This is a genomic window from Xanthomonas campestris pv. badrii (assembly GCF_012848175.1).
GTDB classification, from domain to species: domain Bacteria; phylum Pseudomonadota; class Gammaproteobacteria; order Xanthomonadales; family Xanthomonadaceae; genus Xanthomonas; species Xanthomonas campestris_C.
The window spans coordinates 4,703,981-4,730,839 of sequence record NZ_CP051651.1 but is presented as its reverse complement, the minus strand read 5'-3'; the positions used below and the strand labels follow the sequence as shown (position 1 = coordinate 4,730,839).

Here is a 26,859-nt window from a genome sequence, read left to right as displayed (position 1 = left end):
GAGAGCGTCCAAGCGCCCGCTCGAAATGCTCGGCAGCACCAGTGCCGTCTTGGGCATAGAGCGCCAGCGCGCCAACGGTGAGCAGCGCTTCGTGCTGGTCCGGAAGCAGATCCAGCGAGCGCTGTGCCTGATGTGCGGCGCGTGTTCCATCACCGGCATCCAGTGCACACAGCGCACTCAGACCCAGCGCCGTTGGATGTTGCGGGGCCAACGTCAAGGCGGCGGAAAGTGCGGCATCGGCGGCCGCGTAGTCCGTTCGCATCAATGCAACCCGCGCGGCAAGCACGGCAAATTCGGGGCTATCGCCGTAACGTGCTCGCGCCACCTCCAGCGTCCGTGTCGCGCCGTCCAGATCTTGCTGGCACAGCTGTGCAAAGGCGATATCGTGATCCAGGGCAGGGGCTGGATGGCGTGCGGCAAGCGGCTGCAATCGCGTCTCGGCATCTGCGTAACGGCCCGTCAGCAGATCCAGTCGCGCGGCGCGGAACTGCACTCCTGCAAGCTGCGCGATATCGCCTGGCAGAGCGGCGATCACCGCTTCGGCACGCACCACCTGACCTGTTTCGATCAGAGCGTCGCACAGCTGGCAGGCAAGCTCCGGATTGGCCGGATCTTTTGCCAAGTAGGCAGTAAGTTTATCGACAGACGGCATCGCCACATCCATGAGACGCAGACCATCATGCCAGGCCGTAAGACCTAGAGAAGATGGGTGAACCCTAAATACGTTTGGACACGTCGTTCAGCGCTGTTGTTCGTGCTACCGGTCCTGGTAAGCACAGATGCCCAAAGCGAGCCCGCCGCATCCCCCTGTGATGACGGTGTGAACTTTAAAGCGCCTCCCCCATAGGCTGTCAAGCGCCGATCAAAGGTCTATTGAAATATTTTTCCAGTGCACAGCTCACAATTCGAGAGATCCAGGCTATTGATGAGCTCGCCAACCTTTTCTCAGTAGTTGTGTAGCTGGTCTTGAAATCGCCCGGGTGCGTGCTGGTGCCGGTCACATGCTGGGTGAGGTAGGTCTCCGCGCCCTGGTAGGTGTAGCGGTAGGTGTGGGTGTAACCTTCGGGCGTGGTCATGCCACTGCCTTGCTCGTTACGCACCAGCGAGTAGCGGTAGCCACGCAGGCGGCCGGCCGCGTCGTAACCGGTGGCCGGCGTGCCGTCCTGGTAGTTGACCACGCTGAGCAGCTGCAGCCCTTCCAGCCCGTCGTCGGGCAGCGGCAGCGGGTTGCCGTCCTCGTCCACCGGCTGATACACCCCGCCCATCGGGATGCCGTAGGCGCTCTGGCTGATCAGCCGGCCATCGGCGTCGTAGCTGCTGACATCGATGCGCTTGGCCGAGCCGTCATCGGCGTACTGGCGGCGCTCCAGCAGGCGCCCGGAGACGTCGTAGCGGCTGGTCTCCAGCAAACGGGTGACGTTGTCCGGCAGCGTCTGCACGATGCGCACCACCCGGCCCTGGTCGTCGTAGAACAACTGCTGGCGCTTGAGCACCCCGTTGTCGTAGGACTGGCGCAGGGTGACCTTGCCGTCCTTGTCGTAGCTCTGCAGCGAGCTGGTGTCGTCGTTGGCGATGACGATCTTGCCGGCCTGCAGCACACCATTGCTGACGGTGACGCGGTTTTCCTTGTCGTAGTCGAACCAGTACGCCTTGTCGACCGGCAACTCCTTGATGCCCGATTCGACCGGCGTATAGGTCCACTGGAAGTCGTCCACCCACAACGGATCGCCGCCGGCGCGCTTGTTGGCGCTGGCACCGATGGTCATGAAGGCCGCACCCGGCGGCACCGTGGCGGTGACCGAGGACTTGTGCCAGGCGCCACCGGAGCCGCTGTCCACCACGTTGCCCGAGGACCACGAAGAGCCCAGCCCACCCGGCAGCATGTTGCCAGCGGCGTCGTACCAGACGATCAGCACCTGCGCGGAGGCGTCGCCGGCATCCGAGGCGCCTTGCTGCACCATCACACTGGCGGTGACGCTCTTGCCCGGCACGACCGGTACGCGCTCCTGGTTGGTGATGCTCTTGGGCCCGCTGTTCGAGCCGTTGAACTGGGCGCTGTAGCTGCCGGTGTAGGCATCGCCGCCAGCGCCCTCGCGGCCAGTGGTTTGCTTCGCTTTCCGGCCTCGTTGATCAGACCATCCCTAAGCCGGCCGGCTTGGTCACAGACATACGCCACTTCTCTATGGGCACCGTCCCATCTCAGCAAATCGCCTATGTACAGCGAATCATCCGAGTAGCCAACACTTGGTCGCGGTCGCCCGGTATCGCCTCGGCCTGCAGGTCACGTCTAACACATAGATCATCAACGATAGCCACGGAACACTCCGCCGATAAGCCGAAAGCCATCATAAGGAACAACGCCCACGCAAGGCAGGCGTTTAGCTATCCAACGCAAACGAGCATCCAATTGCCAGACTTCGCGTCTTCTGATGTCAATGAGACATCGGCAACTGTGGCTACCGCGCGCAGATCATTTTCCGAGTGCTTTTTGACGATTTGCTCGCCCTCACATTCGAATCTTTGGTGCACTCCGCCGTCCAACTGAAGCTCACATGTGCATGACCTAATCAATTCCGGGTGCCCATCAATCAGCCCAGCCAGAACCGTTCGACCGTTTGATAGGCGAAAAACATTCATGACCTTCATTTCAAATTTCATCGCTTTCACCATTACAAACCAGCGTCTCGAAGCTGCCGAAGAATCTGAACATCCTCACTGCTCAAGCCAAGCATCGATTGATGGCGGATCATGAAGTCTTTCACGTGAGTTTCCGCACTGCCAAATCCCTGCGGCCCAAGTCGATCGACGATACCCAATCTCGATTGGGTGCCGTGCAGGAACTCTTCTAACACGGCTGCCTTGCTCGGATCGTTGCGGAGCAGAATATGCGTGTAGTCCGGCCCACCCACATTTGCCTCTGCCTGCATCCAATCCAAATAAGCCATATCTTCGCTACCTTCCTGGGCAAAAACGACAGTGCGCCGACTTGCAATACTATCAATTAGCTCGGGAGATGCCTTTTCTACACCCAAACCGAGGTTGGAGCTATTCATTGAATTTGCGGCTCTCTCAGTAAAGCCTGCGCTGTTCGGAACCCCCAAATCCTCCCACGAATTAATCCGCGAAGACAAGCCGCCCACGGTTCCTCTCGCCTCAGCCAACGCACCCAACCGCGAGACCGGCGCCATTCCGACCAGCATGCTTCCGCCGGTCAACAGCCGCTGCTCGTCGGACATGTTCATCCAGCCGTTTGCCGCAGCTCGTGCCGTCTCGCCGGGGTGAGTCACCGCATGCGCTGCGCCAAGAATCGCCTGCTTGCGCATCTGCGTGTTGGTGGCAAGGCGTATCCCACTCGTGACACCTTCGGTCAGCGTTCCTGCAAGACTCACTACCGCATACGTGCCGGCACCAACTGCGGCCATTGCCGCATTGGGTGCATTGAGGGTGTAGTCCTTGATGTCGGCACGTGTGCTCTGCATGCCTTCATTGATCGACCACGGCACTGCATCGATTGCATTGGCAGGATCAGTGATGGAGAGCACTGACGATTCTTGGCCGTAGATCCATTCCTGCAATTCGTGATTTGCAGACACCCAATCTGCGTACGGTGCATTGACCGATGGCAACAGCACAGGCATGGAGATCCCTTGTGCTGCCAATCCACGATTGTACTCCAACGTATCAAGGATCAGCTGGTTGCCAGTGATGTCATCGATATCGGCGTTACGCGGAACGTAGTAGCCAACCGGCTGGCCCTGCGCATCGACGGGGTTCGTTGGTAACAGGCCGCTACGCTCCCGGACCACGCGTTGCATCGCCTCGATTTCCACCAGACCGGCACCAGCGCCTGCTGGGCTGCTTGCAGCTCTATTGCCGTAAAGCCAATCGGCCCGATAGTTCGGGTTGGTCAACGCGCCAGCACCACCAATCGATGCCAATAGCGAGGGGCCATCGCTTTGCAACCTAGCAGCCAAGGCTGCCTGCCCACGCTGCATCAACGCACCATTGACCGCATTCCCGAACGCGTCTACGAACACGTCCTGATAGTCGATCGCCCCTCCCACGATGCCTTGCCGTACATGCGCACTGACGATGCCGCCGGTAATGCCTGAGGTGATGGCTTGCCCGTACTGCGTTGCATCCACACCGATGGAGCGGGCGATCGTCGGCGCCAATTGCTGTGTGATGCCTGCGGCTACCGCGCTGGCGGCGACGCTCTTCCAACTGAAACTCGCCTCGTTGCCGACAAGCTTGTTGGCCACATAGCTACTGACATTGCCCACCGCCGCAGTGGCGACTGCGGCGACCACTGCCGGTGCGCCGCTGACCAATGTGCCAAACCCTGCCGTCGCTGCGCCGGCCACCGTACTGGCCGCCACGTTGCGCCAGCTGAAGCTGGTCTGCCCCATTGCGCTGCCCACGGTTTGACTGGCGAGACTGCCGGCAAATGCGCCGGCTGCACCGCCCACCACTGCTGCGGTGGCACCAAATGTTCCACCAAGCGCCGCGGCACCGGTCGCCATCGTTGCGCCGATCGTGCCGCCTGCGGCGGTCGTCGCACCGGCAGCCGCCGCACTTACCAGTCCGGATGCCGCACCGGCCGTATAGATCGTCACCACAATCGCAACGACGACCATGATGATCATCCCCAACGTGCCACACCCACTTTCCGGCGGCTTGGGAATGTACGGCAGCGATGGCGTCGTCGAGCCGATCGCGTCACTGGCATTGAACGGCTTGAACGTCGTGGCGTCGTTGGTATTGGCCTTGACATCCGGCACGTTCAACGTCGCACCGGCCACCAGGCCGCTGTCGTCGTCGATGGCGTTGGCTTCGGCCAGCACGTACCACAGGTTGCTGTTGCCGTAGAGCCGTTGCGCCAGGCCGCGTAGCGTGTCGCCGGCCTGTACCGTCACCTTGTAGGTGCCCACGTCGGTGCTGGCATAGGCGTTCATCTGCCCCAGCACGTCGGTCTTGCCGTCGAAGCGGCCCGCCGCCACGTATTGCCCATTGGCGAACGCGTACTGCTCGGTGCGCAGGCGCTCGGCATCGTCCTGCTCGAACACGCCGTTCTTGAACGTGCCCTCGGTGCGGCGCAGGATGTTGCCCTCCGCATCCATCGTGAAATACCGCAGCCGGTCATCGACCTTGCCACCGGGCGTGTTCTCGCGCACCGACAGCAGCTTGCCCCAGGCGTCAAAGGTGCTGGTGCTGTTGCTGGTCTTGAAATCGCGGTGCGTACTGGTGCCGGTCACCTGTTGGGTGAGGTAGGTCTCTGCGCCCTGGTAGGTGTAGCGGTAGGTGTGGGTGTAACCTTCGGGCGTGGTCATGCCACTGCCTTGCTCGTTACGCACCAGCGAGTAGCGGTAGCCACGCAGGCGGCCGGCCGCGTCGTAACCGGTGGCCGGCGTGCCGTCCTGGTAGTTGACCACGCTGAGCAGCTGCAGCCCTTCCAACCCGTCGTCGGGCAGCGGCAGCGGGTTGCCGTCCTCGTCCACCGGCTGATACACCCCGCCCATCGGGATGCCGTAGGCGCTCTGGCTGATCAGCCGGCCATCGGCGTCGTAGCTGCTGACATCGATGCGCTTGGCCGAGCCGTCATCGGCGTACTGGCGGCGCTCCAGCAGGCGCCCGGAGACGTCGTAGCGGCTGGTCTCCAGCAAACGGGTGACGTTGTCCGGCAGCGTCTGCACGATGCGCACCACCCGGCCCTGGTCGTCGTAGAACAACTGCTGGCGCTTGAGCACCCCGTTGTCGTAGGACTGGCGCAGGGTGACCTTGCCGTCCTTGTCGTAGCTCTGCAGCGAGCTGGTGTCGTCGTTGGCGATGACGATCTTGCCGGCCTGCAGCACACCATTGCTGACGGTGACGCGGTTTTCCTTGTCGTAGTCGAACCAGTACGCCTTGTCGACCGGCAACTCCTTGATGCCCGATTCGACCGGCGTATAGGTCCACTGGAAGTCGTCCACCCACAACGGATCGCCGCCGGCGCGCTTGTTGGCGCTGGCACCGATGGTCATGAAGGCCGCACCCGGCGGCACCGTGGCGGTGACCGAGGACTTGTGCCAGGCGCCACCGGAGCCGCTGTCCACCACGTTGCCCGAGGACCACGAAGAGCCCAGCCCACCCGGCAGCATGTTGCCAGCGGCGTCGTACCAGACGATCAGCACCTGCGCGGAGGCGTCGCCGGCATCCGAGGCGCCTTGCTGCACCATCACACTGGCGGTGACACTCTTGCCCGGCACGACCGGTACGCGCTCCTGGTTGGTGATGCTCTTGGGCCCGCTGTTCGAGCCGTTGAACTGCGCGCTGAAGGTGCCGGTGAACGCATCGCCATTCGCGCCTTCCCGACCGATGGTCCAGCCTTCGCCCAGGTCCCAGTTGGTGCTGCCCTGCTCCATCCCGGCGTTGATCGGGGCCGGGTTAGGAATCGGTCCAATGGTCCATTGGAAATCGTCCATCCAGAGCGAATTGGCGTTGACGCCCTTGATGGCACTGCCTCCGATCGCCATGAACGCAGCGCCCGGTGGTACGGTGGTGGTGACTTGCGACTTGCCCCACTCACCATTGGAGCCGCCGGTGATGAGATTGCCCCCAGTCCAGGACTTGCCATCACCACCTGGCAACATGTTTCCAGCCGCGTCGTACCAGATCACCAGCACGCGCGCGTTAGCAGCACCTGCCGCCGAAGCACCCTGCTGGATCATGGCGCTGGCAGTGATGGTCTGACCAGCCGATACAGCCACCCGCTTGTTGTTGGTGATGCTTTGCGGCCCCTTGTTGGAGCCCTTGAACTCAGCGCCCCAGGTGCCGGTGTTCGCCGCACCGCCAGCGCCGCGCTGGCTGATCACCCAGCCTTCGCCAGACGTCCAGCCGCGATTGCCGTCCTCGAAGCTCGCATTGGACGGCTGCTCGCCCGCCGGGTTGAAGGCGCTGCCCATTTCAACTAGACGGCGGTTGCCAACAGCATCGTACGAATAGCGCACATCCAGCAGGCGGCGCTGCGCCACCAGATCGTCCTGGATCACCCGCTCGATGCGGTTGTGGGCGTCGTAACTGGTCCGGGTGGCAACCTGGAGCAACTGGTTGTTGGCGTCGTAGCTGGTGGTTTCTTCCAGCGTACGGTTGCCGTTGGCGTCGTACTCGTAACGGGTGGTGTTGGTCCTTCGCATGCCGGTGGCGGGATCGCGAGAGGTGCTCGGCTCTTCGACACGCGCGATCAGGCCATCGGCGTTGTAGAAGTAGTTGCGTTGGCTCGCTACCAGCGGTGGCGTCGGCGGGGCTGGCTCGCCCGGCTCTTCGGGGAACTCGGGGTCTTGTTCCATCTGCGCCGATGCACGGAATTCCGCAAGTTTCCATTCCTGATTGCTGATCGATACCGACAGCAGCTGGCCCGAGTTCCCGCTATAGATGTAGTCGTAATCCAGACCACTCAGATCGTTGTGGTCGATGACATGATTGAAGGCATCGTACTTCCAGGTCTTCTCATCGAAGTAGACTTGCTCGCCATCACGATCGACCCTCCAGTTCCAGCCCTCTGCAGCATTCTCGCGGTTGGATCGCGCCAGTGCATTGCGCTCACGTACTTTGTTGCCGCGGAGATCGTAGGCGTACTCCACCACCACGCCGGTGGCGCTCTCCGAACGGATCATCCGGCCCTGACTATCGTAGGAGGCCTTGGTCACCTTGCCATTGCTGTCGATGCTGACCAGGCGATTGCCATCCTGGTCCAGCACATAACGTTCCATCTCCTGCCAGCTGCGGCTGCCATCGGCTTTATTGCCGTTGTCGGCCCACACGGAGACCACGCGCCCAGCAGCATCCACCTGCTTGAGGGTCATGGTGCCATCTGCATCGGACGTGAGTGTCTGGCGACCCAGTGCGTCGTAGCGATACCGCTTGATGCCGCCGGCGGCATCTTCTTCGCTCAGCAGCCGGCCGCGGGGGTCGTACTGGTAACGACGGCCGTTGCCGTTGGCATCTCGCGTCCCCACCAGCTGGCCCATTGCGTCATAGAACCAGCGCATCACCGGGCGCTCGTAGGTCGTCACGCCGGCCGCCGATACGACTTTGACCTCCGGCGCCGTCTGCGAGATCAGCTGATTGGCGTCGTTGTATGCAAACGAGGTTTCATTGCCCTTGGCATCCCTTACCCAAGTCTGGTTACCCCAGCGGTCGTAAGTGTGCTGGGTAACCGTATCAGCCGCGTTGCCATCCTGGCCGTAAGCCATACGCGTGCGCCTGAGCACTCGGCCAAGGCGATCAAGCTCAAGCGAATTTTGTACATACCAGCCATCCCAGGAGTCACCGTTGGAGCCATCCACCTGATGCGACTCGGAGATCTGGCGATTCCCAGCGTCGTAGGTAAAGCGTCGCGCTACGCCATCGGCATTGGCCCAAACGACATTCCCACGATCGTCGTACTGATATTGGATCGTCTGGTCCACTTCCGCACCGGCGGTATGCATGTCCTTTACAGCAATCTCGCCGAACGCGTTGTAGCCCACGCGCTCACTGGCCTCGACGACCTCGCCCAAGCTCTGGTTACCGACGAAGCTCTCGCGGAACGACTGCTTGCCGAGCTGGCGCCCGATGTTGTCGTAGCTATAGCGCGTGCTGAACCATGCCCACTCGCCCAGCTCCGCCGCCGCCTGCCAGGTGTAACTGAACTTGCCGCTCTCGGACTGCGAGAACGTTGCATAGTTGACCTTGCGTCGCTCTTCCAGAACACGGTCGGCGGCGTCGAAGGTACGCGTCAGTTCGTTACCCAGCACATCGCGTTGCCAGACATTGCGGCCTTGCCAGTCGTAGCGGAAGGTTTGGGTGACCCACTCTGCACCATCGGCGCCACTGGATTGCTCGACCAAGTTGCCAAACGCGTCATAGCGCATCGTGGTGGTCGGAAGCACGTCTTGGTACAGCTTTGGATCGTCGATGCCGGAGACCTGCCCGCTCGCCAGCAACCCAGGCGCGGTGGCGCTGACTACGCCGCGCACAGCCTCTCGTGTCAGCACCATACGGCCTAGCGCATCGTAGGCCATACTGACGATCTGGTCTTTGATGCGTGACTGAGTGAGGCGACCCTCGCTGTCGTAGGCGTAGGTATTGACCACAGAGCCGACACTTTCGGCGCCGAATCTGTCCTGCGCCCGACGGGTTACCGTTTCCGAGACTTTCCTTCCCAGTGCGTCATAAGCGTAAGTCGTGCTTCTATCATTACCGGATGGACTGATGTAATTGACGTCCTCAGGATTTGCCCACGTGATCGGTGAGGCATACTCGGTCTGCTTGGCGAGCTGACCTGTCGCCGTGTACTCGTAAGCGGTGACATACCCCTCCGCATCCGTCTTTCGGATTTCACGACCATTCGCATCGTAGACGTGGTACGTCATTGCGAACGTTCCATATCCGAGATCGGTATAGGTTCCCCAATGATCCCGGTCGAGCAGAACTACTTCTTTCCTCACATTTCCAAACGCATCGTAGTAGAACGTTGTTCGCGAAGTGGCGTTCCAGTCCAGATCACGCTCGACTGGCTCTTGATCCCAGTAGGTTGCTTGCATCTCGCCGGACGCTCTTGTCAGTGCTGGCGGCACGGGAGGCGGCATCGTGCCGACACTGGACTTGCGGCCCGCGCGATCATAGAACGTATAGACCGTTCGATCCTCAGATGAGTCCATCCACTGCAGGTAGCGATCGATCGTTTCCGGATACTCAGCGGGACTATCGGTGGGGATATCCGCCTTGTAGACGTGTCGCGTCAGCCGCGACTGCTCGCCGAACGCGTTATACCCGTAACTGGTGACATAGCCTTCGGCATCCACGTCATAGGCCAGCCTTCCCTGAGTGTCGTAGGCCTTGTAGCTGTACCTGCCGCGCACGTCCTTCTGCATGATCGCGTTGCCGAACGCGTCATAGGTGACTTCGACGGTCGCGCGCTCGCCGGATGCAATCAGCTGACCAGTCGCATCCAGACGGCCAGCATCGGGAAAGATGGTACGGATCTGATTGCCGCGATTGTCGTACTCATAGCTCGTGACGCGAGGCCGCCCACCATCGGCATCCTCGATCATCGAGGTGACATTGCCCTGCCCGTCGTAGGTATACCGTGTGACGACGCTGCGCTGCGTACTGGTGACGACGCCGGAAGCATCGGCCGCTGCGATCGTAACGCTTGGGCTGACCTGCGCGGTTTTGTTGCCGGCAGCGTCGTAGGTGTAGGTCCACACCGCACCGTTGCGGTCCTGGTGGCGAATCATGCGGCCCGCGCCGTCATAACCGAAGGCGTCTACCTTCCCCAATCGATCTACCTGGGAAGTCACACGGCCAGCGCCATCGTAGCGGAACAAGCCGCCCTGGTAATTCGTGTCGGTGGCGACCCCGGACTCGACCTCGGCCAGGGTGGTCGGTACGTTGGTCAGCAGCGCGCCGTAGCTGCGCTTGTCGATAACCCGGCCCATCGCATCGTACTTCTGCTCTGTCACTGCCCCGCTCGCGTCGATCGCGAAGCGCTGCCGACCTGCCGCATCGTAGTAATAAGTGCGGGTACGGATCAGGCTTTGCCTGCTTTCGTTCTGGTCGAGCTCAGCCAACTCGCTTTCCAGCCGCTGCCCGACATCGATCCATGAATTCCCGAGAATCGGCTTGCCGCCGTCGCCCGGCACTCGGATGCCCACTCCATACACCGTTTCTGACGACAGATCGCCTGCAGCCGTGTATACATATTGCTTCACCGATAGCTTGCCGCTATCCCGATAACCGAAGCGATACTCGTTGATTGTTTGCAGCTCGTAGATGACCCGGCCTGCACTGTCGCGGATGTATCCAAATTCGCGATAAGCGTAATCCTGGTCGTTCGCCAGGCCGAGCGTCGACTCCGTATATTCTCCGCCTGTATCGTCCGCCTCATACTCGCCGAGATCGAGCCGTTCGCTTACGCTTTGATCGATATCTTGGTTCGTGTACTGATTGAGATCTATTCTCTGGGAATAGTCTCTACGCCCCGAGAGTAATCCGGATCGATCGTAGAAAAATTCCGTGACCGCACCGGAACCATCCACTGTCGCCGCGATGGCGCCACTGGCGTAGTAGGCTTTCCACTCGACAGCATCGCGCCCGTTCAGCTCTACCTCGACGCTGTCCATGCTCGATTCACCGCTCTCGAGGGCCAGTCGCTTCGTGCTATCTAGTGCGATTGGCCACACGTGCCGAGTCGTTTTGACCTGGCGCCCCTTGGCATCGTACCGGTACGAAGACGTCGCACCCGAACCGTCGATCGTGAGCGAAACCTGGCCGTCGGCATTGAAGACGAAATACTGTTGTTGGTCGCGCGCATCGTTACGCACAACCAATGCCTGCACCTGTGCGCTTGTTGCCTGAAGCGTAGTGCTGCTTAGCGTGACTGGCTCAACGTACGTCCTCGTCGCCACGACCCGACCCGCCGCATCGTAATGCCGTTCAGTGACAGCGCCGATTCCATCGATCTGGAACCTCAGACGATTGGCTTCGTCGTAGGTATAACGTGTCAGGCTGCCGCCGGCATCCTGACGCGCAACGAGATTGCTGTTGGCATCGTAGGTATAGGTCGTCGTCAATGCGAGCTTGGTCGGGTCAACTACTTCCCTGACACGCCTGCCGGCGGTGTCGTAGGTGTAGAGAGTGGTCCGCGCCGCGGTCGTGCCTGCCGCCTCGACGACAGAGATCTGCCGGCCGAGTTCGTCCCAAACGTATGTGGTCTTGATCGCAAGTCCACCTGGATCGACGATCGATTCCAGCAACTGACCCGAAAGGTCGTAGCGGAAGTCGGTGATCGTCCCCCTGGCATCCACCACGCGAAGCTGGCGTCCCAGCGCATCATATGTGTAGCGGGTCGGAGGGTCGATCGGCAGGAGCTCACTATAGCCGACGTCCGGATTATAGGCCCAGTCCGTCCCCACACTCTCGACCTGCCGTCCAGCATCGTCATATTTATAAGCGAAGTGCTTGTCTCCTTCTTCGGTAGAAATAAGCCTACCGGCATCGTCGTATTCCCGACTCTTGTAAATTGAGCCATCTCGCCAGGAAGCCAGCCTGCCATTCGCGTCGTAGTCGTAACTCGCCGGCTTGGCACCACCCACCTGCCGCAGCTCGCCAAACTTGGTGTAATGCGATCGGGTGACCACACCCAATGCGGATGTCATCTTTACTTCCAGCGCCGCATCGTCGTAGGTGAAGCGTGCTGTGTTGCCGGTTGCGTCGGTAATCTCCAACGCGCGCGCAAACGCGTCATAGCGAGTGGTCGTGGTTTCATCGCGCCCCCCTACCTGGCGGGATGTCTGGATGAGCCTGCCGTTCCTGTCGTATGCAAAGCTACTGATACCACCACGCTCGTCGGTTTGGCTGACGGCGCGTCCAAACGCGTCGTAGCGAACGCTCTGCGTCAAGTTGAGCCGTCGCGTTCCAGCGTCCTGCACAGTCTGCAACTGCAGACCGCGACGATCGTAGCTGTAGGTCGTGACCGTGCCACGCGGCGTGCCGGCTGCGCGCTCGATCCGCTCCAGTTGACCAAACACGTTGTAGGTCTGCAGCGTGCGTACACCGAGCGTGTCGGTCGCCGTGATGACCTGACCGTTTGCGTTATAGGTAAATTGTTGGCGCGCGTCGTTTGCGGCCGTGAAAGATAGTGTACCGAGTGCATCCAGGAGGCTCTGACGGCTGTCGGGCACGGCCAACTGCAGGCGGCCGACATAGCGGATCTGCTCCGTCTGATCACCAAAAGCGTTGTAACGCCACTCGGTGACTTCGGCCTGTGCGTTCTTGATGCCTTCCGCACTGGACATGCCCTGCGCGGTGTAGCGCAGGCGCCCCTCGGCATCATGGACAAACCATGTCGCGACCCCGTTGGGATTGGTGCTGCGGATCATGCGACCCAGCGCATCGTACTGATAATGCGTTGCGTAACGGGCAATCAGCTCCTGACGCTCCTGTTCTGACTGCGCATCGACCAGTCTCTCCGAGCCAGCACCATCGAGCTCAGTGACCAACTCACCAAACGCGTTATAGAAGCGGTTATTTTCCCGCGTCTTGACGATCTCCCATCCCCACTCGCTTGTACGGCGGTCTTCACTGATGGCCTGCGCCAGACGACCCGCCGCATCGTACGTGTAGCGCGTCACCAGACCACTAGTGGAGACCTCGGTCTCCAGCTGACCCATGCCATTGAACTGCCGACGCTGCTGCCGATAGGCAGCTTCATCCGCTACCGCGGCAACCTGCCCGCGAATGCTTGCCCAGTCGCCCGTGCGGGACGCCTCCGGTACCTGCTTGTAGTACGACAACGTCGCACGACTATTGCCATCCTCGTCAAAGACGTACTCGGTGACGTAGCCTTCCGGATCGAGCTGGCCGACCAGATTCCCGAGTCCGTCATAGAACAGGCGAGTGGTCTGATCCCCGTCTGCGGCTGCTGGACGTAGCTGCTGTAGCGTGCCGGCGGCGCGCAGGCTAGCCGTTGTGGCTGTTGCATAGGCGATGGTGCGAATCAGCCTTCCCGCCTTGTCGTAGCCGCGTTCGACCAGGAAGCCTTCGGCATCCAGCGTCGCTGTGAGCAGGCCCGAAGCATCGTAGAAGTTACGTGTCACCCGTGCCGTGGCCCCGGTGCCGATCGTGGCGGTGATCAGGCGCCCGACGCCATCGTACGCATAGCGAGTCACCGTACCGACCGCACTGGTCTCGGTCAGTACCCGACCTGCGTCGTCGTAGCTACGACGGGCGACGCGGTCGTTGACGCTGTCTGTCTGCAGCCCGATCTGCGACACCATGGCCGGGACCACGGCTCCGTCCACCAGCCAGTTTGAGGTCGTGACGCGATTTGCGTACGTCGTGGTGGCGACCACCCGGTCCGCGCCGTCGTAGCTATAGCCGATGACGGTGCCCGTGGCATCGACTTGCGCCGCCAGCCGGCCCTTTTCATCGTAGAACTGGTATACACGCCCACCCAACGCATCTTCGGATGCACGCAGCAGGCCTGCAGCATCATAGATGTAGCGTTGCGTGCGCGCGGCGTCCACGCTGGTGGGATCTTCCAACGTCGTCGTCGTGATCCGCCCTGCGCTGTCTCGCACCTGGATCTGCGTTGCGCCAGCAGTCTGCGCGATGGCAATGCGTCCCGCACTATCCAGATACTGGTACGTGGTTGTGCGGGTTAGCGGCGGGGCAATTGGCGGATCAACCGGATCTGCGGGATCTACGGGGTCTACTGGAGCAGTCGAGCCAGCGCCCGCTCCTGGGCTCTGCACCGTGCCCAGTAGACGGCCCATGCCATCATAGGAGTAGTCCACGATCTCGCTCAGCACCGGAGCGTCCGTGGTGCCGCGCACGGTGGCCTTGCGCAGCAACAATCCCTGGCCATCGTAAGTGGACAATGTGGTCAGCGTGGCTTGATCGCGCACACCTGCACCGCTGGCATCGACCTGGGCAAAGGCCACCGTGAGCGCCAGGCGTCCATTCGGATCGTAGCTGTATTCCACCAAGCCGCTCTCTGCGAGCAAGGGCGCCGACCAGGCCTGCAGCGCTGCCTCGGTATAGACCGTGCCGACGTAGCTTGCGTCAGCAAAGCTGCGCCTGCTCGCCAACTGACCGATTCCTGTGCCGCTGCTCGCATACTCCAACGCACTCACACGGCCTTCTGCATCGACGACGAAGCGAAGACGATCCTGGCTGTCGTAGACGTAGCGCGTGCGTAGCGCTCCCGCGACGGGGGGCTCGGCGGTGCTGAAATTGGTCGTGCCGGCGAGATAGCGGGTTTCGGAAAGCAGCTGGTTCTGCGCCGAATACGCACGAATCGTGACTTCGCCGGCCTTGTTGGTCTCGCGTAGCAGGTTACCGCTGGCATCGTAGATATAAATGACCTGCGTGAGCACGGCACTGCCACGCACCTGCCGGGTCGAAAGCAGATTTCCCGACGCGTCGTAGGTGTAGCTGGTGACGTCGCGCTGGCCGCCCAGCGGCGGGGCGAGGACTTCCAGCAACTGGCCGGAGGCGTCGAAGCGATAGCTCCAGCTGCGCCCTGCTGCATCGGTGATGTCGGTCTGACGCTGATCGCTGGCGTAGGTCAGCGTATAGGCCTGCGCCTGTGCGCCTTCACCATAGGCGACGCTTGCCAGACGTCCATCGCCTTGATAGGTGTAACGGGTAACAACGCCATCGCTCTGGCGTACGGATGCGATCTTCAGACTGGTCGCATCGACATAGCTGTACTCGGTACGGAACAGGTGGCCATCGTTGGCCGCGCGGTCCGTGGTGTTCCAGACGTTGTCGCTATCGTCCTGCGGCGTCAGATCCGTCACGACCGCGGTCAAGCGCCCCTGGAGATCATACTCATACCCGATCTGATGCTGGATGACGCCTGCCTGGCGCGTACCCACCGATGCAAGGCGGCCTTGCGCGTCGTACGAGAACACGAGCGCATCGCTGTTACTGGCTCCATCGGCCTGCACAACCGCGCCGATGCGGCCATCCACGTCGTACACCACATCGAAGGCGGCGGGTGCGCTTCCATCGGTCGTTCCGGCGATGATGCGCAGCAATCGTCCCTGCGCGAGCGCATCGGCATGGTCGGCGAAGATTTCCTGGCGGCGTGTACTCCCCTCGGTGAGGGTCCATGTTTTGGATTCGCCATCCCAGGAGAGGGTGTCGTGCGCACCCGTACCGGCTGTGGACAGGTAACGGCGCGTGGTGGTGTCGTACTGGAACTCGGTAGTGCTGCCGTCGCCTTGCTGCAGGCGCAGGCGCGAGCCAGCGGCGTTGAGGGTGCCGACCAGGCTGACCTTGCGCTCGAACCCTGTCAGCCAACCGTCGGCTCCGACATCCGATAGCTGCCCGAGACTGTTATAGGTTCGGTTCAATCCAACCGACAGACCGCGAAAATTCAAGTGCTCGTCAGCCGCCTGGAGTACCAGATTGCCCTGGGCCACGTTGACGTATTGCCGGTCACGTCCTTGACCCAGCGAGGCGGCACCACCGGTTGTCGCCCCAAGGGCAGCCAGAGAGCTATCGAACAGCCCCAGTCCATTGCCCGTAAACACTGCCACCATGCCCTTAGCTCCTAATGGATTGTCGGTCGGCGTTCTTGCGCCGTTACTCCCATACAATCCCGGGCCACGAAAATTAGTTTAGGGCCGGCGGCAATTTATTCCTGCAATGGCTGAGGCGGCGTCGAGGCAGGTTCCAGACCCGCTGACCAGCGCTCGAAGGCGGCAATTACCGCATCAAGCGTGACTGCGTCCATTCCGCCAGCTTCAACGCACAAGCTGTTGTCCCAGTAAGGCCCGGCCTCGCTCAACCGCGTCAGCCCATGCAATCCGACGACAGGGATGCGCATTGCATCGCAGAAATACAGCGGGCCGCTGTCCACCGATACCACCAGGTCAGCGCGTCGGAGCAGTGCCGGCCAGTTGTCCGGGGTATCCATGCCCACCAGATTGACGTGCAAATCGCCCGCGATGTAGTCAGCCAGCGCCTGTGCCTGTGGCGGACCAGACACCGCAACTGAAAATCCCCGTTTGGCAACGTGGTCGGCAAGCGCGCGCCAGCGTTCTGGATCCCATCGTTTGGGCGCAAAATCTGCCCATGGGCTCAACATGACCCACGTTCCTTCCGGCATCAGATGCGAAACCCATGGGCCATCATCGGTAGGAATATCCATCCTCACCGGCAGCGCATCGCCAGGCAGGCTCTGAAGCCAGACATCGGTGGGGTGCACATTCGCTCGCCATTGCGGCCTGAGCACCCGACCACCGTCGGCGTGAAACCGGAAGTGAACTGGCAACCGTCGCAGTGCGCGGTAATAGGCAGGCCGCAGCCCGACGACGGCAACCGGCCCTAGCTGCAGCGCTGCACCGATGGCGGGCAGCGCCATCACCAGGTCGCCCGCGTGCGCCCCCTCCATCGGAAAGACAATGCCGTGCGCCGTCCATGGGGCGATGCGCGCCGCTGTCAAATCGTGAGCAGGCACGCGGCGTCAGCTCTTGCGTTGCATCGACCGCACAAGCCCGGCGAATCCCTGTCCGTCCGGGTCGGCCGCCTCAAGTGCGGCTTCGATGCGCTGCATGATCGGTGCCCACTCCGGATGCTCGCGAAATGCCTGTCCAAATTCCCAGAGCAATACCTGCCGTATCAGCAACGGGCGCACGCGACGTAGCTCCGCCTTGTCGTCATGGCGGACATCTCGCACGATCTCCAGCAACTGACGCTCGAGTTGATCGGTCGATCTGATCTGGCCGGCGCTGGTGACATCCTTTTTACGGTCCGCGGTGTCCGCCTGGACGATGGCGCGCCCCCCTCGCGTTGACTGACCGCGTATCGCGGCGATCAATGCGGCAGTCGGCGAAAGACGTCCCAGTTCCATATGGATCAGTTGTAGCGGTTGTAGTTGGACAACAGCATGGATGCGCCCGGCAAGGTATCGGCGACCTCGCCCGGCTTGCCCCCCTGCGCCGTTCCGCTGCTCCCCAGCATGTGTACCAGAGCCTGCATATCCATCTGCAGCGCTTCAAGTGGCTGAGCCTGCGCCAGGCCCATCTGCAATTGCGATATCGCAAGGTCAATTTGCTGATTGGCAATGGAGATTAGGCCAGTGGCATAACTACCTATCGCGTCAGCAGATTCGGTCAACGGCGCCAGTAGCTGCGTGGCTTCGGCGTTACGTCCAGTGACCAGCAACAGCTGGCCCAGCTGGAAACGAGCCATCGTCAGCCCTGGCGATAACTGCAAGGCGCGCATGAACGCCTGCTCTGCAAGATCCATCTCGCCCAGCTGCGCATGCTGCGCGCCAAGCAGGTAATGGGCTTCGGCGCACCCCGGGTCTTGCTCAAGTAAGCCCCGGAGCATTGCAAACGACTCTTCATCGTTGCCGGCCAGCATCTCCTGCGCGACGTGTCCAAGTAGTTTTGCTGTGTCTTGCGTTGTCATCGTGCACCCTTCACTGGAAGTCATCAGCCCACATTGCCTATCCCGCTTAGGCGTAAAGAGTTTAGCTGTACGGCTCCGGATCCAGTGTTGGGAAGTTCGTCACAATTGGTCTTTGCCCCATCACTACTGGGGTGCAACACAAGAAAGCGCAGCTGAATCTGGCGCGATGATTCATCAACTGCTCAGTCCAGAATTCATGTCGCGTTCCATCGAATAACGGAGAATTTACATCTCGGCAGCGAACGGCATCCGCCTCAGCGCCGGCCCAAACCAATAAGTACAGGTACCTCGATCATGAAGACTTCTCTGCTGGCCCTCGGCCTTCTCGCTGCCCTGCCGTTTGCGGCCTCCGCTGCCGAAAACCTCTCCTACAACTTCGTCGAAGGCGACTATGTACGCACCCCGACCGAAGGTCGCGATGCAGACGGTTGGGGCCTGAAGGCTTCGTACGCCGTTGCTCCGAACTTCCACGTGTTCGGTGACTACAGCAAGCAGAACGCCGACGACAACGACAACGTGTTCGAAAGCTCCAACTCCGACTTCCAGCAGTGGGGCGTGGGTGTGGGCTACAACCACGAGATCGCCACCAGCACCGACTTCGTTGCGCGCGTTGCGTACCGCAAGCTGGACCTGGACACCCCGAACATCAGCTTCGACGGCTACAGCGTGGAAGCCGGTCTGCGTAACGCCTTCGGCGAACACTTCGAAGTCTATGCCCTGGCTGGCTACGAAGACTTCTCCAAGAAGCGTGGCATCGACATCGGCGACAACTTCTACGGCCGCCTTGGCGCCCAGGTGAAGTTGAACCAGAACTGGGGCATCAACGGCGACATCCGTATGGATGGCGACGGCAACAAGGAATGGTCGGTTGGCCCGCGCTTCAGCTGGTAAGCCGTACGTTCGACTGCAACGCGACTCTCTCTCCCGCGTTGCATCGGAAGCCCGGTCCCCCGACCGGGCTTCTTTTTTGGGCGATCGGTGGCGATGCTGCCTTGCTGCGCGGCGGCTAAGCGTCTCCGGCATCGCCTATGTTCCCGGCAATTAGCCACTGGCCGGCATGTCCAATGCCAACCGGGCGGAAGCGCCATCGCGCCCCCGGGGCGAAACGGCAACCCGCAGCGCGTGGGCACGCAGCACGCTGGCATCACTGATGTGCGCTCGCCACCGAGGCAGCGAGGAAATGCGCCAGGGCGGGCTCCTGCTGTCCTTGCGGGCGCGCCGCAGCAATCGACACCATTACGCTACGCCAAACAAAACGCCCGGCAATGCCGGGCGTTCTGTGTACATCAATCACGTGCCGCCAGCGGCATGCAGCTGATCAGGTAAACAAGGTCTGCGGATACTCGGGCTTGCGCTCGCGTGCCAGCAGGCCCTGCAAACCGGCCTCCGGCGTGATCTCGCCATGCAGGACCGCGCGTACGGCATTGGAGATCGGCAGTTCGATGCCGTGCTGCTCGGCCTGGCGCATGACTTCGTCGGCGGTCTGCACCGACTCGACCACCTGGCCGATCTCGCGGATCGCATCGTTCAAACTCTGCCCGCGGCCCAACGCCAGGCCCAGCCGTCGGTTGCGCGACAGATCGCCGGTGCAGGTGAGTACCAGATCGCCCAACCCGGCCAGCCCCATCAGGGTTTCCGGGCGCGCACCGATCACCGCGGCCAGACGCAGCATCTCGTTCAAGCCCCGCGTGATCAAACCGGCGCGGGCGTTGAGGCCAAGCTGCATGCCGTCGGCCACACCGGTGGCCACGGCCAGCACGTTCTTCATCGCGCCGCCCAGTTCGGCACCCACCATGTCATCGCCGGTGTAGGCGCGGAAGGTGGGGCCATGCATCGCATCGGCCACGACCTGCGCAAACGCGGCATCGTCGCCGTGCACGGTGATGGCGGTCGGCAGGCCGAGCGTGACTTCCTTGGCGAAGGACGGCCCGGTCACCACGGCCAGCGGAACCGCCGGGCCGAGCAGATCGCGCGCCACTTCATGCAGGAAGCGTCCGGAACCCGGTTCAAAGCCCTTGGTCGCCCATGCCACGCCAGCGTTGGCCGGACGCAACGGAGCGATCAGCCGGATCGTTTCGGTGAAGGCATGCGAGGGCACCACCACCAGAATCCAGGTGGCGTCGGCGACGGCCGCCTGCAGGTCGGTGGTGGCACGCAGACTGTCGGGCAGCGCAATGCCGGGCAGGTAACGCACGTTCTCGTGGGTGAGGTCGATGGTATCCACCATCGCCGCATCGCGGCCCCAGAGTACGGTCGGATGACCGTGCCTGGCGAGCAGCGCGGCCAGGGCCGTGCCCCAGGAACCGGCGCCGAGAACGGCGATCTTGTGGGTCCAATCGCTCATCGGCGCAACCGCAGCTCAGGCGTTGCCAGCCGGCTCGGAATCGGCCAGCGAGGTGCCTTCGTTCTGACGCTGACGCAGGGTTTCTGCGTACAGGGCTTCGAAGTTGATCGGCTGCAGGTAGAACGGCGGGAAGCCACCAGCCTGGATCAGGTCGCTGACCAGGGTGCGCACGTACGGGAACAGGATGTTCGGGCACTGGGTGCCGAGCAGCACGTCGATCGCCTGCGGCTCCAGGCCGACCAGGCCGAACACGCCGGCCTGCTGCACTTCGGCCACGTAGGCGGTCTTGCCACCAGCGGTGCAGGTCAGGGTCACGGCCAGCACGACTTCGAACGCGTTGTCGTTGAGGCGCTGTACCTTCTGGTTGAGGTTCAGCTGCAGCTCGGGCTGATTGGCGTCATTGAACACTGCCGGTGCGTTCGGCGATTCGAAGGACACGTCCTTGACGTAAATCTTTTCGATGGTGAAGGCGGGACCAGCAGCGGCGTCGGCCGGCGCAGCGGCGCCGTTGAGGATTTCGTCGGACATTCCTAACTCCAGAAACGGTTCGGTGGATGCAGCGTTGAGTGATGCAGACGTGAAAGCGCGAGTCTCTCACGCCAGCAATGGGGGCGTGCCGGTTGCCGCACAAGGCGGATCAGCGGCCCTTGATCAGTGGTAGCTCGGCCATCTGCCAGGCGGCCACGCCGCCTTCGAGCCAGTACACCTTCTCGAAGCCGGCCTTCTTCAGCGTCTTGGCCGCGCCCGCAGAGGCGTTGCCGCTACGGCAGACCACCACCACTGGCGATGCCTTGGCGTTGGTCAGCAGCTTGCTGGCCGGGTCGAACTTGGCCAGCGCCACGTTGCGGCTGCCGGCAATATGGCCCTTCTCGAAATCGGCGCTGGGCGACAGGTCGATCACCAGCGCGTCTTCGCTGTTGATCAGGCGGGTCAGCTCGGCCGGCTTGAGTGCGCGGTAGCCGCGGAACAGGCGCGCAACCTCGGTGACGATCAGGGCGATGGTCAGGCCCACCAGGGCCAGCGACAGCATGGGGTTGCGGCCGACAAAGGCCTGCAGCTCTTCGAAATTCACGGGGTCAGGGTCAGTCGAGCGGGCGGGAATTGTCGCACAGCTGGCACGCACGACGCCCAGCGCACACTGGCCGGGCTATTGGCCCTGCCACAGATCGGGCAGGCCGCTGGCCAGCCACCAGCGTTTGTGCTCGGCATCCCAGCGCCAGATCTCGATGCTGCGCACCAGCCGTTCGGCCTGGGTATTGCGGTTGATCACCCGCAACTCCACCTCGCGGCGCAGGTCGCCGTTGGCGTCATCGCCGGTCCGCAGCTCGCGGTAGCCGGAAATCTGCACCTGCTCGTAGCGCGAGCGTTCCAGGTCGCTGACCGGGTGGGCCTGGGCATAGGCCGGTTCGACAAACCCCTGCGCGGCGTCGAAATCGCTCCAGCGCACCGCGGCCGTGTAGGCCGCCTGGGTGGTTTCCAGCGCACGCGCCTGCGCCCGGCTGCCGGCCGAGGCCACCCCGCTCAGCAGCGCCAACCCCAGCACGAGCACCGCTCCAATGACTGCACGCATCCGCATTTCCCCCGATCCAGCCCGCATCCTACCGTTTCGGGAACGCCACGAAACGCCCGCTCAAGGTGGCCGCGGCCGTTCCCGAGCCCAGCGCGATCTGCGCGCGCATGCCGATCCGCGCCTTGCCGCGCTGCCGGAAGGTGGCCAGAAACGCCTCCCAGCCGCCCAGTTCGGAGGGCGCCGCGTCGGCCACCAGTTCTTCGTACACCGGTGCCACGTAACGCAACTGGCTATCGGCCACATAGACGTCGGCGTCGTGCCCGGCCAGTTGCAGCTGCAGCGTCAGCCAGCCCCAGCCGGCCAGCGTCATCAGCGACGCCAGGCTGCCACCGAACGCATTGGCCTTGTCGTTGACGTTGGCCTGCAGCGGCGCACGCAGGCGCAAGGCGCCGTCGTGCAGTCCATCGACGGCGATGCCCATCGACAGCACCGGCGGCATGGCGATGAATTGCTGCTGCAGCGACTGCAGGGCGGATGCGAGCGTGCACGTAGGAATCATCGACGAAGGCGGGAAGACGGCGAAGGGCGGCATCATGCCGCAATGTCCGGCGAGCGTCTTGTGCAGGGAGATGACATGCGGTACCGCATGGTGAACGCGTGCAGCATCGCGTTCTGACCGGTGGTGCCCAGACCGTGTCGAACCCGCGCGCTGGTCGCTGGCGAATCGCAGGTCGGGCACCGCTGACCGCGCGCGTGGCCTGCATGCGCAGGCGCGATGACTCCAGCGTTTGCAGCGCGCACGCGCTGCATCGGTGTTTTCAGGGGGCAAATACCACCTTGCGGTAGCCCTGCGCCACCCGCAGCAGTGCGGTGGCCTTGGCCTTCCACTGTGCGCTGCGCTGCTTCTGTGCCTGGGTCAACGGCGCATCGATGGTGCTGGTGAACACGATCTGCTCCGGCGCTGCATGGAAGAACTTGTCCTGGATGCAGGCCGCCGGGGAGAGCTGGTAGGTGGCCAGCTGATGCGCCACCGGCGACTCGTTCCAGCCGAACAGAAAGATGTCGGCCATGGTGTGCCAGCGCGCATCGGCGGCAAGCAGCAAGCGCGCCGCATCGCGGCTGATGATCAGTGCGCCGGCGCACACCGGCCAGCAATGCTGGTGGCGCGATGGCCGCACCAGGCGCAATTGGCGGCCGGCGATCTCGGTCACCTTGGCATCGCGCTTGATCCGGTTGTAGGACGGCTCCAGCCGCACGATGCTGTTGCCGGGCGGGAGCCAGTCGGTGTTGCGCAACAGCGCCGGCAATGCATCGGACAGGTGCATATCGTCTTCGAAGATGGCGGTGTAGGCATCGTCGGAATCTGCGGCGATGCGCCAGGCCGCCTGGTGACTCAGGAAGCAGCCGATGTTGGAGGCGGTCCAGCGACGCGGGCCGCTGCTGTAGCCATCGCCGGATCCTTCCAGCGGACGCTCACGCACGAACGCGGCGATCTGCTCGGGCGTCAAGGTGGCGCCGTCGACTGCGGGTAGACGCTCGAACGGCAGGCCCAGCGCCTGGAACCGCGCCGACATCGCCTGCAGCCGGTCGCCGCTGCGCTGCATGTTGATGAGATAGGACTTGATCACGGCGCCACTCCAGCTCGGTTGTCGTGGCCGATCGTGGCGCGATCGGGCGGATTTGCAAGAGGGAACGAAATGAGATTCAGGTCTCACAAACGCCCTGTAGGCGCCGCACCGCGGTGCATACCCCATCCGCCTGTGCGCGCCCGGCTGGTCCATCACGCGGATGCCTCGCCCGGACGCGCACGAGGGCGATGCTCTCGCATAATCACCGCATGACCCGCACGGCCACCGCCAGCTGGACCCTGATTTCGCTGCGCCCCAGCGGCGAGCATGCGCCGTTGCGGCGGGCCGCCGCGCGCCACGGCGGGCGCGTGCTCGCACTGTCGCCATGGCGCCTGCAGACCAACGACACCGCGCCGGCGCGCAGCGCGTTGCAGCAGGCGGTGCAGGCACCCATCGTGGTATTCACCAGCCCCGCCGCAGTGCAGGCCGCGCAGCGGCTCGCTCCCTTGCGCCGGCCGCCGCAGGCGCACTGGGTCAGCGTGGGCGAAGGCACCGCACGCGCGCTGCATGCCTGTGGCGTCGACGCGGTGACCCGCCCGGCCCGCATGGACAGCGAAGGCCTGCTCGCCCTGCCGCTGTTCCAGCCGCCGCTGCAGACGGTGGGGCTGATCACCGCACCCGGGGGCCGCGGCATGCTCGCTCCGGCGCTGGAGCAGCGCGGCGCCCGCATCCTGCGCGCCGAGGTGTATCAGCGCGTTGCGCTGCCTCTGCGCCGCGCGGCGGTGCAGGCGCTGGTGACGGCATTGCCGCGCAGCGTGCTGGCGCTGAGCAGTGGCGAGGCGCTGACGCTGGTCCTGCAGCAACTGCCAAGCACGCTGACCGACGCGTGGCGGCAACGTCCGGTCGTCGCCTCCAGCGAGCGCATGTGCGCATCCGCGCGCGCAGCCGGATTCGATCATGTGGTGCGCGCCGATGGTCCATTGCCGGCGCAACTGGCTCAGGCCGCCGCCGCCGTCATGACACCACCGCGACCTTGCTGAACTGCGAACTCGAGCGCGGCTTGCAGGCGTCCGCCGACGCACGCCATGCTGTGGCCGATGACTGCGGCGCCCGCGCCAGTGGCGACCATCCGAGGATGTGCGAATGACCGAAATGCCCGCTCCCGCGCGACGCGTTCCCTGGGCCTGGCTGCTGCTGGCGATCGCCGTGCTGGCCGTGGGCGTGGCGCTGTTTCTCGGCTGGCGCGCGTGGCAGGGCCATCACGCAGCGCAGTTGCAGGCGGCACAGGCGCAGCAACAGCGCTGGGACGGCACGCAGCAACTGCTGGAAACGCTGCGACGCGATCAACGGCTGGCCAACGAGCGCCTGCAGGACGCGGCCGCCACCAATCGCGTGTTGCGCGACGAGATGCTGGGCCTGAGCCAGCGCAGCGCGCTGCTCGAAGAAACCGTGCAGAAACTGGCCGATCCCAACCGCCACGGCGCCCAGGCACTGCGGCTGGATGAAGTGGAACTGCTGCTGCGGTTGGGCCAGCAGCGGCTCAGCATCGCCGGCGACGCCGATGGCGCACGCCGCGCGTACGCGCTGGCCAATGGCGCGCTCAACGGCATCGATGATCCGGGCTATCTCAACCTGCGCCAGGCACTGGTGCAAGAACGCGACGCGCTGGATCGCCTCGGTGCCGGCCCGCAGGCCCAGCTGGGGCAGACCCTGGACCGCATTGCCGCCGATCTGCAGCGCCTGCCGGAGCAGACCGCGCAGGCCAGCGACGCGGGGCGGCCGTGGTGGCAGAAAGTGCTGGCGCCGCTGGTGGAGATCCGCCCCAGCCGCGGCGATGCGCTGCTGACCGGGGGCGAGCGCCACGCTGCCGGCGACGCGTTGCAGATCGAACTCAGCCTGGCCCGCGCCGCCGCCGAGCGTGGCGATGCACAGGGCCTTGCCCAGGCGCTACGCCGCGTGGACACCTGGACCACCCGGCTATGGCCGGATTCACCGCAACGGGCGCAGGTGCGATCGCGCCTGCGCGCCTTGCAACAAGCGCCGCTGCGTCCGCAACTGCCGGAACTGGGCACCACCCTGCTGCAACTGCAGGCCATGCGTGAAGGGAGATCCACCCAATGAAAGTGTTGCGTACCGTGCTGATCCTGCTGGTTGCCGTGGCGCTGGGCGTGCTGGGTGCGCAGTGGCTCTCGCACCAGACCAGTTACGACCTGGGCACCGTGGTGGTCAGCGTCGGTGGCAACGACTACCGCGCCGCGATGCCGCAGGCGGTGTTGATCCTGATCATCGCGCTGCTGGTGCTGTGGTTGCTGTGGACCTTGATCAGCCTGCCGTTTCGCGTGTGGGGCAAGTACCGGCGCAAGAAGGGCCGCGCGCGCCTGATCGAAGGCCTGCGCGCCGCCGATCACGGCCAGTGGCAGCGCGCCGAGCGGCTATTGGTCAATGCCAGCGAAGACGAGGAAGTCAGCGGCATTGCGCTGGCCAGTGCGGTGCGGGTGGCCGATGCGCGCGGCGACGAGACGGCAGCCAATGCGCTGGCCCAACAGCTGGCCGAGCGCGATCCCACCGCCCATGCCCTGTTGCAGGGGGAGCGCCATCTGGCACGCCAGCACCCGATCGAGGCGATCAATGCGCTGGATGCCGCCGGCGCGCAGCCGCTGCCGGCGCGCGGGCTGCTGCTGCGCACGCATGCGCTGACCCAGATCGGGCGTGCCGACGAGGCCTACGGCCAGCTGGGCGCACTGCGCCAGCAGGCGGTGCTGCCGCCGGAAGCCTACAGCGCGCTGGAGGCCACATTGGCCGAACAGGCCCTGCTGCAGGCCGGCGACGCCAATGCGCTGGCCGAACGTTGGGAAGCGCTGCCCAAGTCGCTGCGCACCCACCCGGCGGTGGTCGGCGCCTATGCGCACCGCGCCGCCGTGCTGCATTGGGACGATGCCGCCGTGCACAGCCTGGAACAGGCGCTGGAGACGCAATGGGACGAATCGCTGGTGCGCCTGTACGGGGTGCTGCCGCTGGAAAAATACGATTCGCGCCGTGCCAGCGCGCAGCGTTGGCTGACCCAGTATCCGGACAGCCCGGGCTTGCTGTTGACGCTGGCACGCCTTGCGCGCCACCAACAGCAGTGGTCGCAGGCCGAAGAATTCCTGCATCGCGCGCTTGCCAATGGTGCCGGCGGCGATGCCTGGGAAGAGTTGGGACACGGGTTTGCCGCCGCCGGCGATCTGCTGTCGGCCCAGCATTGCTACGCCAATGCGCTGCGCGCGGCGCGCGGCGAGCCGGTGATCGAAGGCATGCCACAGCAGTCGCCGCGCGGGCCGCTCGTCGCGGTCGGCACCACGCCTGCGTCCGATCCGCTCGCACCGGACGATCGCCTGCCTTGACCGGCGCGCGCCGCTCCCGGCCGGGAGCGGCGTAGGACAGCATTGGCGGGTTGGCGATGACTGATACGTCGACGCATGCGCTCGCCTGGCCGCTACGAGAACATC

Annotated in this window: 15 protein-coding genes and 1 pseudogene; 4 read left to right on the top strand and 12 right to left on the bottom strand. The window is 63.5% G+C overall.

All coding sequences use genetic code 11. From position 1 onward, the window contains the following. Nucleotide 1: 1 nt before the first annotated feature. The 6 genes and pseudogenes from HG421_RS21660 to HG421_RS19955 all read right to left on the bottom strand — a co-directional run. Nucleotides 2-652, bottom strand: a pseudogene (locus tag HG421_RS21660) (tetratricopeptide repeat protein); the annotation flags it as partial. Nucleotides 653-851: 199 nt separating this feature from the next. After that, nucleotides 852-1,991 (bottom strand): hypothetical protein, encoded by a 1,140-nt coding sequence (locus HG421_RS19985; RefSeq protein WP_248279428.1) that lies wholly within the window; start codon nucleotides 1,989-1,991, stop codon nucleotides 852-854. Nucleotides 1,992-2,669: 678 nt separating this feature from the next. Further along, a complete protein-coding gene (locus HG421_RS19975; protein WP_211161756.1) occupies nucleotides 2,670-16,073 on the bottom strand; it encodes a LysM peptidoglycan-binding domain-containing protein in 13,404 nt (4,467 codons plus the stop codon). Between the two features lie 95 nt (nucleotides 16,074-16,168). Further along, a complete protein-coding gene (locus HG421_RS19965) occupies nucleotides 16,169-16,993 on the bottom strand; it encodes a glycosyltransferase family 9 protein (protein ID WP_248279427.1) in 825 nt (274 codons plus the stop codon). Nucleotides 16,994-16,999: 6 nt separating this feature from the next. Continuing rightward, nucleotides 17,000-17,386 carry a hypothetical protein gene (locus HG421_RS19960; RefSeq protein ID WP_169707864.1) on the bottom strand — a complete coding sequence of 129 codons (387 nt, stop codon included), beginning with the start codon at nucleotides 17,384-17,386 and terminating at the stop codon, nucleotides 17,000-17,002. A gap of 5 nt (nucleotides 17,387-17,391) precedes the next feature. Beyond that, complete coding sequence (locus HG421_RS19955; protein ID WP_248279426.1) at nucleotides 17,392-17,949, bottom strand: tetratricopeptide repeat protein; 558 nt, start codon at nucleotides 17,947-17,949, stop codon at nucleotides 17,392-17,394. A gap of 294 nt (nucleotides 17,950-18,243) precedes the next feature. Here HG421_RS19955 and HG421_RS19950 point away from each other — a divergent pair, with 294 nt between their 5' ends. After that, complete coding sequence (locus HG421_RS19950) at nucleotides 18,244-18,840, top strand: diffusible signal factor-reguated Ax21 faimly virulence factor (protein ID WP_064507944.1); 597 nt, start codon at nucleotides 18,244-18,246, stop codon at nucleotides 18,838-18,840. Between the two features lie 427 nt (nucleotides 18,841-19,267). Here HG421_RS19950 and HG421_RS19945 read toward each other — a convergent pair whose 3' ends face one another. From HG421_RS19945 to HG421_RS19920, 6 genes are all read right to left on the bottom strand, one after another. Then, on the bottom strand, nucleotides 19,268-20,293 hold the full coding sequence (locus tag HG421_RS19945) for an NAD(P)H-dependent glycerol-3-phosphate dehydrogenase (protein WP_169707863.1): 1,026 nt from the start codon (nucleotides 20,291-20,293) through the stop codon (nucleotides 19,268-19,270). Between the two features lie 15 nt (nucleotides 20,294-20,308). Further along, on the bottom strand, nucleotides 20,309-20,821 hold the full coding sequence (secB, locus tag HG421_RS19940; protein ID WP_010370592.1) for a protein-export chaperone SecB: 513 nt from the start codon (nucleotides 20,819-20,821) through the stop codon (nucleotides 20,309-20,311). 109 nt (nucleotides 20,822-20,930) lie between these two features. Continuing rightward, on the bottom strand, nucleotides 20,931-21,365 hold the full coding sequence (locus HG421_RS19935) for a rhodanese-like domain-containing protein (protein ID WP_064507946.1): 435 nt from the start codon (nucleotides 21,363-21,365) through the stop codon (nucleotides 20,931-20,933). A 75-nt stretch (nucleotides 21,366-21,440) separates the two neighbouring features. Beyond that, nucleotides 21,441-21,863: a hypothetical protein gene (locus HG421_RS19930; protein WP_169707862.1), complete on the bottom strand. Its 423-nt coding sequence runs from the start codon at nucleotides 21,861-21,863 to the stop codon at nucleotides 21,441-21,443. Between the two features lie 28 nt (nucleotides 21,864-21,891). Then, entirely contained in the window at nucleotides 21,892-22,362 is a 471-nt protein-coding gene (locus HG421_RS19925) for a YiiD C-terminal domain-containing protein (protein WP_169708279.1), read from the bottom strand. Between the two features lie 259 nt (nucleotides 22,363-22,621). Then, the gene (locus HG421_RS19920) at nucleotides 22,622-23,431 is read right to left on the bottom strand and encodes a glycosyltransferase family 25 protein (protein WP_169707861.1); all 810 of its coding nucleotides are present in this window, start codon (nucleotides 23,429-23,431) and stop codon (nucleotides 22,622-22,624) included. Nucleotides 23,432-23,619: 188 nt separating this feature from the next. Here HG421_RS19920 and HG421_RS19915 point away from each other — a divergent pair, with 188 nt between their 5' ends. The 3 genes from HG421_RS19915 to HG421_RS19905 all read left to right on the top strand — a co-directional run bounded on the left by HG421_RS19915 (nucleotide 23,620) and on the right by HG421_RS19905 (nucleotide 26,754). Beyond that, nucleotides 23,620-24,411 (top strand): uroporphyrinogen-III synthase, encoded by a 792-nt coding sequence (locus tag HG421_RS19915; protein WP_169707860.1) that lies wholly within the window; start codon nucleotides 23,620-23,622, stop codon nucleotides 24,409-24,411. 103 nt (nucleotides 24,412-24,514) lie between these two features. Next, nucleotides 24,515-25,492 carry a uroporphyrinogen-III C-methyltransferase gene (locus HG421_RS19910; protein ID WP_169707859.1) on the top strand — a complete coding sequence of 326 codons (978 nt, stop codon included), beginning with the start codon at nucleotides 24,515-24,517 and terminating at the stop codon, nucleotides 25,490-25,492. Beyond that, complete coding sequence (locus tag HG421_RS19905; RefSeq protein WP_169707858.1) at nucleotides 25,489-26,754, top strand: heme biosynthesis protein HemY; 1,266 nt, start codon at nucleotides 25,489-25,491, stop codon at nucleotides 26,752-26,754. Before HG421_RS19910 ends, HG421_RS19905 begins: the two co-directional genes overlap by 4 nt. Nucleotides 26,755-26,859: the final 105 nt, after the last annotated feature.